The 13,257-nt window shown below is 63.4% G+C and carries 12 protein-coding genes; 3 read left to right on the top strand and 9 right to left on the bottom strand.

Annotated features, from left to right (window positions below; genetic code table 11):
* Nucleotides 1-53: 53 nt before the first annotated feature.
* Entirely contained in the window at nt 54-608 is a 555-nt protein-coding gene (locus EWH21_RS08890) for a nucleotidyltransferase family protein (RefSeq protein WP_277700307.1), read from the top strand.
* 464 nt (nt 609-1,072) lie between these two features.
* Here EWH21_RS08890 and cyoE read toward each other — a convergent pair whose 3' ends face one another.
* From cyoE to hrpA, 8 genes are all read right to left on the bottom strand, one after another.
* Nucleotides 1,073-2,029, bottom strand: a complete 957-nt coding sequence (gene cyoE, locus EWH21_RS08885; protein WP_047585551.1) for a heme o synthase — start codon at nt 2,027-2,029, stop codon at nt 1,073-1,075.
* Nucleotides 2,029-2,364, bottom strand: a complete 336-nt coding sequence (gene cyoD / locus EWH21_RS08880; RefSeq protein ID WP_179553800.1) for a cytochrome o ubiquinol oxidase subunit IV — start codon at nt 2,362-2,364, stop codon at nt 2,029-2,031. Before cyoD ends, cyoE begins: the two co-directional genes overlap by 1 nt.
* Nucleotides 2,365-2,991, bottom strand: coding sequence for a cytochrome o ubiquinol oxidase subunit III (gene cyoC, locus EWH21_RS08875; RefSeq protein ID WP_037048821.1), 627 nt, complete (start codon nt 2,989-2,991; stop codon nt 2,365-2,367).
* A 2-nt stretch (nt 2,992-2,993) separates the two neighbouring features.
* Nucleotides 2,994-4,982, bottom strand: a complete 1,989-nt coding sequence (cyoB, locus tag EWH21_RS08870; RefSeq protein ID WP_037048823.1) for a cytochrome o ubiquinol oxidase subunit I — start codon at nt 4,980-4,982, stop codon at nt 2,994-2,996.
* A gap of 2 nt (nt 4,983-4,984) precedes the next feature.
* Nucleotides 4,985-5,902, bottom strand: a complete 918-nt coding sequence (gene cyoA, locus EWH21_RS08865) for a ubiquinol oxidase subunit II (protein WP_037048826.1) — start codon at nt 5,900-5,902, stop codon at nt 4,985-4,987.
* An 875-nt stretch (nt 5,903-6,777) separates the two neighbouring features.
* On the bottom strand, nt 6,778-7,353 hold the full coding sequence (locus EWH21_RS08860) for a DUF6436 domain-containing protein (RefSeq protein WP_037048830.1): 576 nt from the start codon (nt 7,351-7,353) through the stop codon (nt 6,778-6,780).
* Complete coding sequence (locus tag EWH21_RS08855; protein ID WP_037048833.1) at nt 7,350-7,613, bottom strand: hypothetical protein; 264 nt, start codon at nt 7,611-7,613, stop codon at nt 7,350-7,352. Before EWH21_RS08855 ends, EWH21_RS08860 begins: the two co-directional genes overlap by 4 nt.
* A gap of 77 nt (nt 7,614-7,690) precedes the next feature.
* The gene (gene hrpA / locus EWH21_RS08850) at nt 7,691-11,734 is read right to left on the bottom strand and encodes an ATP-dependent RNA helicase HrpA (protein ID WP_277700306.1); all 4,044 of its coding nucleotides are present in this window, start codon (nt 11,732-11,734) and stop codon (nt 7,691-7,693) included.
* 215 nt (nt 11,735-11,949) lie between these two features.
* On the opposite strand from hrpA, the gene EWH21_RS08845 reads away from it, so the two are divergent.
* Both EWH21_RS08845 and EWH21_RS08840 read left to right on the top strand, forming a co-directional pair.
* On the top strand, nt 11,950-12,252 hold the full coding sequence (locus EWH21_RS08845; RefSeq protein ID WP_150608788.1) for a type II toxin-antitoxin system RelE/ParE family toxin: 303 nt from the start codon (nt 11,950-11,952) through the stop codon (nt 12,250-12,252).
* Nucleotides 12,245-12,535 (top strand): addiction module antidote protein, encoded by a 291-nt coding sequence (locus EWH21_RS08840; protein WP_037048838.1) that lies wholly within the window; start codon nt 12,245-12,247, stop codon nt 12,533-12,535. Before EWH21_RS08845 ends, EWH21_RS08840 begins: the two co-directional genes overlap by 8 nt.
* A 108-nt stretch (nt 12,536-12,643) precedes the next feature.
* On the opposite strand, the gene EWH21_RS08835 is transcribed toward EWH21_RS08840, so the two are convergent.
* Nucleotides 12,644-13,132, bottom strand: coding sequence for an Lrp/AsnC family transcriptional regulator (locus tag EWH21_RS08835; RefSeq protein WP_277700305.1), 489 nt, complete (start codon nt 13,130-13,132; stop codon nt 12,644-12,646).
* Between the last annotated feature and the right edge of the window lie 125 nt (nt 13,133-13,257).

Below are 13,257 nucleotides of genomic sequence, written 5' to 3'. Positions count from 1 at the left end.
AAGCCGGCTCCAGGGTGTGGAGCAGCGACAGGTCGCGCTGCTAGGCTGCGCGCATGAACCTGACCACTCGACTCCAGGCGATCATCTGCGCCGACCCGCAGCGCCTGCGCATCCTCCGGCTGGTACGCGAACTCGACCTGCCCGACTGCTGGGTGGCCGCCGGTTTCGTGCGCAGCGCGGTCTGGGATCACCTGCACCAGCGCAGCGACGCGCCGCTGCCAGCGGACATCGACGTGATCTGGTTCGAACGCAGCCAGGCCTCCGCTGCGCGCGATGTCGAACTGGAGAAGCTCCTGCGCCACAGGGACGAGCGACTGCAGTGGTCGGTGAAGAATCAGGCGCGTATGCACCTGCGCAATGGCGACGCACCTTACGCCTCGGCTAGCGACGCGATGCGCTATTGGCCGGAGACGGCGACGGCGGTGGCCGTGCGACTGGATGAGCACGGTGAGGTTGAAGTCGCCGCACCACTCGGCCTGGAGGACCTGTTCGGCCTCATCGTGCGACCGGCCGGAAGGTTCAAGGGCGAGAAACAGCCGATCTACCAGGAGCGACTGCGCAGCAAGAACTGGCTGGCCACCTGGCCGCAGCTGAAGGTACTGCCGTAGGGTGGACCAAGCTTCACCGATCCACCGGCTGGTGGATGTAAAGAGCGACATCCACCCTACAGGCTGGCCGAAGCCGAAGGTACTGCCGTAGGGTGGATCGCGCTGCACCGATCCACCGGCTGGTGGATGTAAAGAGCGACATCCACCCTACAGGCTGGCCGCAGCTGAAGGTACTGCCGTAGGGTGGATCGTGCTTCACCGATCCACCGGCTGGTGGATGTAAGGAGCGACATCCACCCTACAGGCTGGCCGACGCTGAAGGTGCCGCCGTAGGGTGGATCGCGCTTCACCGATCCACCGGCTGGTGGATGCAAAGAGCGACACCCACCCTACAGGCTGGCCGCAGCTGAAGGTGCCGCCGCAGGGTGGATCGCGCTTCACCGATCCACCGGCTGGTGGATGTAAAGAGCGACATCCACCCTACAGGCTGGCCGCAGCTGAAGGTGCCACCCTACCCGTCCCGATCAGATACCGGCCACCACCGCGCAGATGCCCTGCGCACTGGCGGCGAACTGGCTGCACAGGTGGTTGATGGAGGTCACCAGCACCTGCTCCGGCGCGGAGATGAAGTCCACCGACATCATCACGCTGAGCATGGTGATGGTGACGATGGAGAAGGTGAACAACTTGCGCGCCCACACCGTATCGTCGACGGCCTTGTATCCCGATACGCCCATCCACAGCCAGTAGGCACCGCTCAGCGCGGCGACCACGAAGTAGCTGTAGCCGGCGTAACCGCTGAGCGTCAGCATCAGGGTCGCGACCACGAAGGCGGCGATGTACAGCACGATCTGCCGCTTGGCAGCCGAGATCCCCTTGATGACGGGCAGCACCGGAATGTTTGCGGCCTGGTAGTCATTGAAACGGAAGATGGCGATGGCATAGGAATGCGGCATCTGCCACAGGCTGAAGATCAACAACAGGATGGCCGCGCCAGCATCGAACTCGTTGCTGACCGCGCAGTAGCCCACCACGGGCGGAGCCGCCCCCGACAGGCTGCCGACCAGGGTGCCGTACACCGAGCCGCGCTTGAGCCACAGGCTGTAGAGGCCGACGTAGACCACGAAGCCCATCAGCACCAGCATCACCGCGAGGGTGTTGCTGGCGGCATACAGCACGGCCACACCGGCGACCCCGAGCACGCAGGCATAGACGATGGCGTGCGCAGGAGACACCAGCCCCTGCGCCAGGACCCGGTTGCGAGTCCGCTCCATCTTCTGGTCGATGTCCCTGTCGATGTAGTTGTTGAACACGCAGCCTGAGGCGATCACCAGCGCAACCCCCAGCGCTGTCGCGAGGAACAGCGTCAGGTCGGCATCGCCACGCGAAGCCAGGAAGAACCCACCCGTCACGGAAATCAGATTGCCGAAGACGATGCCTGGCTTGGCGAGGTTGAGGTACTGCTTCAGGAGCGCCAGCATCAGTTGATCATCATGTGATAGTGCATGCTCCACATGATCCAGACCGACAGGCCCACGACGAACGCGATGATCAACACGGTGAAGATCATCGATACGACGTTCCAGCGGCCTTCCGCGTCGGTCTTCATGTGCAGGAAGTACACGAGGTGGACGAGAACCTGCACCAGGCCGAAGATCACCACGGTGATCAGGGTCGCGCCACGGCTCAGGCCCAGCGCTTCAGGATGCATGACCAGGGCGAAGGGGATCACGGTAAGGATCACCGAGAGGATGAAACCGCTCAGGTAATCCTTGAAACCCACGGCGTGCGCCGCGTGATTGTCTTGATGAGCCATTTACAGCACTCCCATCAGGTAGACGACGGTGAAGACGCAGATCCACACCACGTCGAGGAAGTGCCAGAACAGGCTGAGCAGTCCGACCCGCGTCTTGTTGGTGTCGGTCAGGCCACGGCTGCCGACCTGCAGCATCAGCACCAGCATCCACAGCAGGCCGGCACTGACGTGCAGACCGTGGGTGCCGACCAGGGTGAAGAAGGCCGACCAGTAGGCGCTGGTCTGCGGCCCGGCCCCTTCATGGATCAGGTGACGGAACTCGTACAGCTCGATGCTGATGAAGCTCACCCCGAACAGGAAGGTGATGCCCAGCCAGCGCAGCACCGCGGCCTTGTCGCCCCGGTAGGTGGCGAGCATGGCCATGCCGTAGGTGATGCTGGAGAACAGCAGCGCGAAGGTTTCCACCAGCACCAGGTGCAGGCCCGGACGGAGCATCTCCTTGGCGGTGGGGCCACCGGCGAAGGCGTTGCTCAGCACCGCGAAGGTGGCGAACACCGTGGCGAAGATCAGCAGGTCGGTCATCAGGTAGACCCAGAAGCCGAACAGCTTGATGCCACTGCTGTCGTGGTGGTGCTCATGGCCGTGGCCATGAGCGTCATGTGGATAGTGGGGTTCGTATGCGGTCATGGTTATGCCTGTACCACTGCGTTGGCTTTGGTTTGATGGTGCGCCTGCTCGATCCGCGCGATCTCTTCGGGCTGCACGTAGTAGTCGATGTCCTCGTCGTAGGAACGCACGATGAAGCTGACCACGGCACCGACCAGACCGACGATGGCGAGCCACCAGATGTGCCAGATCATGGCGAAGCCGAAGGCGATGACGAACGCCGACACGACCAGGCCGTTGCCGGTGTTCTTCGGCATGTGGATCGGCTCGTAGTGCTCGGGCGCCGGCATCAGCTCGACGCCGTTCTTCTTCGCCTCATAGAAGGCGTCGATCTTGTCCGCCGTCGGGATGACCGCGAAGTTGTAGAACGGCGGCGGCGAGGACGTTGCCCATTCCAGGGTACGGCCATCCCAGGGATCGCCCGTGACGTCGACGTTGTCCTTGCGCTTGATGTAGCTGGTGACGAACTGCACCACGGTGAAGACGATACCGATGCCGATCAGCACCGCACCGACCACGGCCACCTGCACCCACGGCACCCAGGCCGGGTTGTCGAAGTGGTTCAGGCGACGGGTCATGCCCATGAAACCGAGCACGTACAGCGGCATGAAGGCGAAGTAGAAACCGATCAGCCAGCACCAGAAGGAGTAACGGCCGAAGCGATCGAGCAGCTTGAAGCCGAAGGCCTTCGGGAACCAGTAGATGATGCCGGCCAGGTAGCCGAACACCGCGCCGCCGATGATCACGTTGTGGAAGTGGGCGATCAGGAACAGGCTGTTGTGCAGCACGAAGTCCGCCGCCGGCACCGCCATCAGTACGCCGGTCATGCCGCCGATGGAGAAGGTCACCAGAAAGCCCAGGGTCATCCAGGTCATGGCGTTGAGTTGCAGACGGCCACGGAAGATGGTGAACAGCCAGGTGAAGATCTTCACCCCGGTGGGGATGGCGATGATCGAGGTCATGATGCCGAAGAAGGCGTTGACGCTGGCACCGGAGCCCATGGTGAAGAAGTGGTGCAGCCACACCACGAACGACAGCACGCCGATCGCCGCAGTCGCCCAGACCATCGAGGCATAGCCGAACAGGGTCTTGCGCGAGAAGGTCGCCACCACTTCGGAGAACACGCCGAACGCCGGCAGGATGAGGATGTACACCTCCGGGTGACCCCAGATCCAGAACAGGTTGGCGTACATCATCGGGTTGCCACCCAGTTCATTGGTGAAGAAGTGGAAATCCAGGTAGCGGTCGAGCGACAGCATCGCCAGGGTCGCGGTCAGCGGAGGGAAGGCGCCGCAGATCAGGATGCAGGTGATCAGGATGGTCCAGGTGAAGATCGGCATCTTCATCAGGCTCATGCCCGGAGCACGCATCTTGAGGATGGTGGCGATGAAGTTGACCCCGGTCAGGGTCGTCCCCAGTCCCGATAGCTGCATGCTCCAGATGTAATAGTCCATGCCCACGCCCGGACTGTACTGGATGCCTGACAACGGTGGATAAGCCACCCAGCCGGTCTTGGCGAACTCGCCCAGGCCCAGCGACAGGTTGATCAGCAGCGCGCCACCGACGAACAGCCAGAAACTCAGCGAGTTCAGGTAGGGGAAGGCCACGTCACGTGCGCCGATCTGCAGCGGCACGACGATGTTCATCAGGCCGGTGACCAGTGGCATGGCCACGAAGATCAGCATGATGATGCCGTGAGCGGTGAAGATCTGGTCGTAGTGCTCGGGCGGCAGGTAGCCCTGCCCGTCACCGTGGGCCATGGCCAGGTGGGTACGCATCATGATCGCGTCGGCAAAGCCACGCACCAGCATGACCAGCGCAACGAGGATGTACATCACGCCGATTTTCTTGTGGTCCACCGAAGTGAGCCACTCGCTCCACAGGTAACCCCACTTCTTGAAGTAGGTCACCGCGGCGAACACTGCCAGACCACCCAGCGCGACGATGGCGAGGGTGATCATGATGATCGGCTCGTGATACGGCACCGCATCCAGAGTCAGTTTTCCAAACATATTCACTCCTGCACCTCCGCTGCTTCGCGCATGGCCGTGCTGTGGGAATCCTTCAGGGTCACGTACTGGCCGATCACCTTGTTGAACAGGTTCGGCTCGACCTGGCCGAAGTAGCGGATCGGGTAGATCGGGTAGCGGTGGTTGACCATCTCGCCGGGCTCGCCCACCTGCTTGAACGCCGCGAAGTCCATGACCTCGGGCGACTGCCTGACCTTGTCGACCCACTGCGCGAAGCCTTCATCGCTGACCGAGTGGGTGGTGAAGCGCATGGCCGAGAAGCCCTCGCCACTGAAGTTGCCGGACTGGCCGAAGAACTCGCCCTGTTCGTTGGCGATCAGGTTGAGCTGCGTGCGCTGGCCGCCCATGGCATAGATCATCCCGCCGAGCTGCGGGATCGACAGCGCGTTCATCACCGTGTCGGAGGTGATGTGGAAGGTCACCGGAGTCTTCTCCGGGATCACCAGCTCGTTGACCACGGCAACGCCCTGATCCGGGTAGATGAACAGCCACTTCCAGTCGAGCGAGACCACCTCGATGTTGAGTGCCGGCTTGTCCGATTCGATCGGGCGGTAGGGGTCGAGCGAGTGCGAGGTTTTCCAGATGATGACCGCCAGTACCGCGACGATGATCAGTGGAACACCCCAGACGACCAGTTCGATCTTGTGCGAATGTGCCCAGTCGGGCATGTAGGTGGCCTTCTCGTTCGACTCGCGATAACGCCAGCCAAACAGGAAGGTCATGATGATCACGGGTACGACCACGATCAGCATGAGTCCGATGGAGATCAGGATCAGGTTGCCCTGCTCGACACCGATCTGCCCTTTCGAGTTGAACAGTGCCCAGTCACATCCACCGAGCGCTGAGCAGGCGATCGCCATCAGCAACCAGCGCACACAACGATGGTATTTCTCTTCTTTCATGTCACGACCTTCAACTGAGTGATGTCCCACATTCGGCTTCAGTCGCCGTGCGGCCCATCGAGCAAAAGGCCGGCAGCGGAAACTCTGAGCTTGAGCATCCGTGCAAGCGAAACGGTAAAACCGTGGGACGGGCGATCTTGAGGGCTGGGGCGCGCCCGCACAATTCATTAGCAACCTACTCATGAGCAAACTGACAGCCTCTTGCCGACATGTTTCGCAACAAATACGCAATGTTTTGAAACACCTTGCTGCGAGAACGCAGCAAAGATGCGCAGGGGTGCGACAAATGATCACACCCGCGTTTTAGAGCTGTTTGTCAGCAAATTGACAGGAATCATTGACATGCAAGATGCCGTCAGCCGACGGCGCCACGGCGCTTGACATCGAGGAAATTTCGGGATTCTCGAATGCGCACGCGAAGCGCGTCAGCCCTGCAGAAAGCTGGGCCTGGAACGGCGGTCGGCTCGACTGGCGGCGTAGCCCGGATGTAATCCGGGGCCACCACGGTCGGCCAAAAGCATCGCGGCTGAAGCCGCTCCCACGGGACCGCTGACCGTTTGCAGCCACCGCCTCAGGCGCGAACTACCGTGTGGGCATGCCCCAGCAGCCGCCAAGCACCTGTAGGAGCGGCTTCAGCCGCGATAGCCCTATCTGCCGAACCCGCATGCAAAGCATGTACGGACCCCATGCCCGCCCCGGATTGCATCCGGGCTACGCAACGGCAGTTGGCAGGAGGGACTCCTGTGGGAGGCGCTTCTGTGGGAGGAGCTTCAGCCGCGACCAGCCTCACGGCCGGAGCCGAACGCCGCCCAAGCCTCAGGATGCCCACTCACAAGCCACCGCCCTACTCCCGGCCCCCGCAGCTGCCATCGCCACTACTTCCAGGCGCAGTAGCAGCCCACGGCCAGACCGCTGGCCAGCGACACATGGCGCCCCTGGGTCAGCGCATCGAGCACCGGCTCGACGAAACTGTTGCTGGAATTGCACACCAGCCCCTCGCTGTAGGGTCCGGCATAGGCCAGGTTGCCATCGCGGTCCCAGATCGCCAGGGCCGGGCTGGCCGGCAGCGACTCCATGCCCTCGATGCCGGGCAATGGTTTCATCCGCCCACGCAGGAAGGGCGCGATCTCACCCTTGCTGCCGGGTTTCTGCACGCTGTAGAACTCGACATCGGCATTGCGGTGCAGACCGATCAGGTAGCGCAGGTGCGCATCGGTCTCCGCGTTGCAGGGGCAGTCAGGGTCCCAGAAGTGCACCACGCGAATGGGCCCCGGGCCTGCCAGCGAGGCGGGAAGCTTCAGGCCGTCCTGGCTGAAGATCACCGTCTGCTCCGCATAGGGACGCAGGTAGGCGGCGCCGCTGAGCCACCAGATCAGCACCACGAGCCCCAGCGCCAACACGCAGAACCCCACCACGAAGTGCTTGAAGCTCAGACGTTGCAGCAGGCTCATGGCTGATGGCCGAACTTGCGCAGGAACTGCTTTTCCATTTCCTGGCAGCTTTCCACGGTGAAGCTGCGCTCCGTGGCATCGGCGCTCTTCCAGCAGGCTTCGATCGCCTCGCGCTCGGCGGCTTCGATCTCGCCATCCTGCGGACGCGTCATGATGTAGATGAGACCGACGAACACCAGCACGACGAACAGCAGACCCGCCAGGAACAGGCCGAGGCAGCCACGGCGCCCCAGCCCGACGTTTTCATCATTCACGCTCATGCTTCTCTCTTTGCCAATTCACAGTGGATGCATCCTGTCCGTTCGGCGATGCGGACATCGCCGAACGGCACCGACCTTCAACCCTCGACCAGCATCCACTGCTTGTTCAGGCGCTTGTCCGAAACCGCCATCTTCGTCCCCAGCTGCTGGGCGAACAGCGACACGCGGTACTCCTCCAGCATCCAGCGGTACAGCACCAGCTGCGGGTCGCGCTTGCCTTCCTGGAGGTGCTTGGCGGTGCGCGCCTGGTACTGCTCCCAGTAGCCGCTCAGCTCACCGGTCCACACGCGGTCGCGCTGCACCTGCGCGCCGACCTTGTCCAGGCGCTGCTCGATGGCCTTGAGGTAACGCGGTACTTCCTTGAGCCACTCGCCCGGCGTTTCACGCACGAAGCCGGCGTAGACCAGGTTGCCCAGTTGCTGCTTGATATCGTTGAGCGCCATGGCCTGGGCCAGGTCGATCTTGCCCTTGAAGCGCTTGAGCAGACCGTGGTGCAACTTGAGGATCTCCAGCGCCAGGCGGGCGATGCGTTCGGCGTGCGCGGTCCAGTCGCCACGCTTGCGCTCGGCCAGTTGCGCCAGCGCCGCACCGTCGCGCGGCAGCGTTGCCTCGCCGTCGAGGATGCAGGCATCCAGGCTGGCCAGCAGAATGTCCTCGACCAGCGCCTCGACACGCCCCAGCTCGCGATACAGCAGGCCCAGCTCGGTCAGCCCCGGCAGCTTGCCGCGCAGGAACTTGGCCTGCTCGCTCAGCTGCTGCAGCAACAGACGCTGCAGGGCACGGCGGTGCTGACAGTCGGCCTCGGCCTGAGTCGGGAAGCGCCCTTCCTTGACCACCCCGGCCTCTTCCACCAGCGCCGGATAAACCGTCATGGAAAGTCCGGCAATCTTCTGCTGAGCCTTCTCCGCCACCTCGGCGAAGGCCTTGGCCTCCACCGTTTTCGGCGCCTTGTCCTGCTGCGGGATGGCCAGAGCGGCCTGGCTGGCCTCGGCGAAACGCGCGGTCAGCTCGGCCAGGTCACGGCCCTCGCCGAGGAACTTGCCACGCGCATCGACCACCTCGATGTTCATCTTCAGGTGGCTCTCCAGACTGTCGGCCGCTTCCGCCCAGGCCTCGTCGGAGACCCGCGCGCCGGTCATGCGCAGCAGCTCGGCGCCGAGCGCGTGCGGCAGCGAACCCTGACCGAAGTGCAGCTTGTCCAGCGCCGCACCGACGAAGTCCGGCACCGGTACGAAGTTCTTGCGCAGCGCCTTGGGCAGGCCACGCACCAGCGCCACGCACTTGGCCTCCAGCAGGCCCGGCACCAGCCAACCCAGGCGCTCGGGCTGCAACTGCGGCAGCAGCGGCGCCGGCACGCGCAGGGTCACGCCGTCACGCGGGTGATTGGGCTCGAAGTGATAGGACAGCGGCAGCTGCAGCTCACCGATGTGCAAGGCGTCCGGGTACTGCGCGGCGGTCACCTCCCTGGCATCGCGGGCCAGGGCGTCCTCCTCGCGCATGATCAGGAGCTGCGCATCGCTGGCGCTGCCCTTCTTGTACCAGCTCTCGAAACTGGCGGCCTGGTAGATATCCTGCGGGATGCGCGCCTCGTAGTAGCCGAACAGGGTCTCCTCGTCAGCGAGGATGTCGCGGCGACGCGACTTCGCCTCCAGCTCGTCGAGGCGTTCGAGCAACTGGCGGTTGGCGGTCAGGCAGCGCACGCGGCTGTTGATCTCGCCACGCACCAGGCCCTCGCGAATGAACATCTCGCGTGCCACCGGCGGATCGATGGGGCCGTAGTGCACGGGCCGGCGACCGACGATGATCAGCCCGTAAAGGGTGACCTGCTCGTAGGCCACCACCTGGCCGCGCTTCTTCTCCCAGTGCGGTTCCAGGTGGTTCTTCTTCACCAGATGCGCCGCCAGCGGCTCGATCCAGTCCGGCTCGATCTTCGCCACCATGCGCGCGAACAGCTTGGTGGTTTCCACCAGTTCGGCCGCCATCACCCAGGTGGGCTTCTTGCGCCCGATCACGCTGGACGGATGGATCCAGAAACGCCGCTGACGCGCGCCGAGGTAGTCGCCCTCTTCGGTCTTCTGGCCGATCTGACTGAGCAGGCCGGCGAGAATCGCCTTGTGCACGGCGGCGTAGTTCTTCGCCCGCACCGCCGCCTCGCTGGCCTCGGCCTGCTGGCGGGCGATGGCGTTGACGCGGGTATCCCTGGTCGGCGTCGGACTTTGAGCCTTTTCGTGGGATGGATGGCCGGAGCCATCCACCTGGGTGGACGCGCTATCCGCCTTGCGTGCGCCTTTGCCGCTCAACTGCAGGTCACGGGCGATCAGCACCAGTTGCCGGTGCGCATCGCGCCATTCGCGCAGGCGCATGTAATTGAGGAAGTTCTTCTTGCACCAGGTGCGCAGCGGGTTGCTGCCCAGCTCCTGGCGTTTTTCCTCGAAGCCGCGCCACAGGTTGATCAGCGCGGCGAAGTCGGAGTCCACGTCCTTCCATTGCGCGTGCGCCTGATCGGCCGCCTGCTGGCGATCCATCGGCCGCTCACGCGGGTCCTGCACCGACAGCGCGGCGGCGACGATGAGAATTTCCTCCAGGCTGCCCTGCCTGGCGCCTTCCAGCACCATGCGCCCCAGGCGTGGGTCGATGGGCAGGCGCGCCAGTTGCCGGCCGATGGGGGTCAGCTGGCTTTCGCGGTTGACCGCCGACAGCTCCTGCAGCAGGTTGAAGCCATCGCTGATGGCCTTGCCGTCTGGCGGCTCGATGAAGGGGAAGTCCTCGATGCTGCCCAGGCGCAGGTGCAGCATCTGCAGGATCACCGCCGCCAGGTTGGTACGCAGGATCTCCGGGTCGGTGAACTCGGGACGGCCGAGGAAATCCTCCTCGCTGTACAGGCGAATGCAGATGCCCGGTTCGACCCGGCCGCAGCGGCCCTTGCGCTGGTTGGCACTGGCCTGCGACACCGCCTCGATGGGCAGGCGCTGGACTTTGGCGCGGTAGCTGTAGCGGCTGATGCGCGCCGTACCGGAGTCGATCACGTAACGGATGCCCGGCACCGTCAGCGAGGTTTCCGCGACGTTGGTGGCCAGCACCACCTTGCGCCCCGGCATGGGCGCGAAGATCTTCTGCTGCTCGGCCGGCGTCAGCCGCGCATACAAAGGCAGCACCTCGGTAAAACGCAGATTGGCCTTGCGCAGCACCTCGGCGGCCTCGCGAATCTCACGCTCGCCGGGCAGGAATACCAGCACGTCGCCCGGGCGCTTGCCGACGCTCTGTTCGTGCGCGGCGATCTCGTCCAGCGCGGCGAGGATGCCCTGGTCGACGGTGAGGTCATCGAGCAGGCTCTCGCCCTCCTCGTCCACCTCGGCCGCCAGCGGCCGGTACCAGGTTTCCACCGGGTAGGTGCGCCCGGACACCTCGATGATCGGGGCGTCATTGAAGTGCTTGGAAAAGCGCTCCAGATCGATGGTCGCCGAGGTGATGATCAGCTTCAGATCCGGGCGACGCGGCAGCAGGGTCTTCAGATAGCCGAGCAGGAAGTCGATGTTGAGGCTGCGTTCGTGCGCCTCGTCGACGATGAGGGTGTCGTACTTTTCCAGAAAGCGGTCGTGCTGGGTCTCAGCGAGCAGGATGCCGTCGGTCATCAGCTTGATCAGCGTGCCGTCCTTGCTCTGATCCTCGAAGCGCACCTGATAGCCGACCAGCTCGCCCAGCGGCGTGCCGATTTCTTCCGCCACGCGGGTAGCGACACTACGCGCCGCCAGCCGACGCGGCTGGGTATGACCGATCAGACCATGCACACCCCGACCGATCTCAAGGCAGATCTTCGGCAACTGGGTGGTCTTGCCCGACCCCGTCTCGCCGGCGATCACCACCACCTGGCTCTTTTCCAGCGCGGCCTTGATCTCGTCGCGCTTGGCCGCAATCGGCAGCGCATCGTCGTAGCGCATCGCCGGGATGCTGCTGCGCCGCGCTGCGACCTTGTCGCTGGATGCCTGAAAACGCTCCAGCCACTGCGCCAGCTTGGCCTCGTCGGGCTGCTTCTGCAGCTCATGCAACTGCCGGCGCAAGCGATGACGCTCGGCGATCATGACGTGGTCGAGATTGTTCTGCAGGGTGGCGATGTCAGTCATCTGGATCGGGGCAATCAGGGCAAAGGCGGGATTGTCGCAGATTCCGCACCTGGACGCAGAGAGCAGGACTAACGCGGGCGGATCGGGGCGCCGTAGGGCCAACGAACAGTCGATCGACCCATGCTGAAACGGCGCCACAACCTACAGCCAGCACTACCCGACGCTGCCAGAGCCTCCACCTTGGCAATTCGTACTTTATAAACTACATTCGATTCATGCGAAAAATCGAATCCGCCACCTTCAGAAATTGGCTGAAGAAGCTCAAGGACGACACTGGCAAGGCACGCATCGTGGCCCGGATCAACCGGCTGATGGAAGGCTTGCCAGGCGACGTGGCGCCGGTCGGCCATGGCGTCAGCGAACTGCGGATTCACTATGGCCCCGGCTACAGGGTGTATTTCCACCAGCAAGGCGACACGCTGGTGATTTTGCTCTGTGCAGGCGACAAGGGCAGCCAACGCCGCGACATCGAGGCCGCCCAACAGATCCTGCAGACGTGGAGAAAACGAGATGACTGAAACCTTTAGCGACTTCGACCCCGCCGAATACCTCACCAGCCCCGCAGCCATTGCCGAGTTCATGAGCGACGCCCTGGAAACCGGCGATGCCGGCTATATCGCCAAGGCGCTGGGCGTGGTGGCACGCGCCAAAGGCATGACCGAGCTGGCCAGAGAAACCGGCCTGTCCCGCGAGCAGCTTTATCGCTCATTCAGCGAGCACGGCAATCCGACACTGAAAACCATGCTTGCGGTGATGAAGGCGCTGGGGATTGAAATGTCTGCGCGCCCACACGCGCGGTAGTAGCTGGAAAACACATTTGTCCCCTTTTCCGCACAAGGCGGCATGTGCCACGTGGCAGCTGCCGCCGCCATTGGTGCCGAAGCGCCGTGCTAACGACGCGGCCTGCAGTCAGGCCCCGCTGCTGGCCTGCGGCAGATGCCCGAGCGGCAATGCGGTCTGATCCTTGACCGTCGCGATGGCGAAGTTGCTGCGAATGTCGCTGACGCCTGGCAATTTCAGCAGGGATTCCAGCAGGAAGCGCTCATAGGCCCTGAGGTCCTGGACGACCACCTGCAGCAGGAAATCCGACTCCCCCGACACCAGATGGCAGGACACCACCTCATGCAAAGCGCTGACGGCCTGGCGAAAGGCCGTGGACGTCTCGTCCTGGTGGCGCTCGACCTTGACGCCGACAAATACGGTCAGCCCCAAGCCGATGCCGTCGCGGTCCAGATCGGCGTGATACCCCCGAATGATGCCGGCTTCCTCGAGCAGGCGTACCCGTCGGAGACAGGGCGACGGCGACAATCCCACTTCCTCGGCGAGCTGCACGTTGGTCAGCCTGGCATCGCGCTGCAGGGCCGCCAGTATTCGTCTGTCCAGATTATCCAGTTTCATAATTGGCATACTCTTAATTCTATACGTAGATCACTGGCATGATATGCCAATTATCAAGACACAAGAGGCCAAATTAGCAACTCCACGAAATCACCCTGACTGTATGCTTTTTGGCCTGGGTCATC

The sequence above is a fragment of the Pseudomonas sp. REST10 genome, assembly GCF_029542605.1.
In the GTDB taxonomy this organism is placed as follows: domain Bacteria; phylum Pseudomonadota; class Gammaproteobacteria; order Pseudomonadales; family Pseudomonadaceae; genus Aquipseudomonas; species Aquipseudomonas khazarica.
This window is presented reverse-complemented; position numbering and strand designations above follow the sequence as displayed.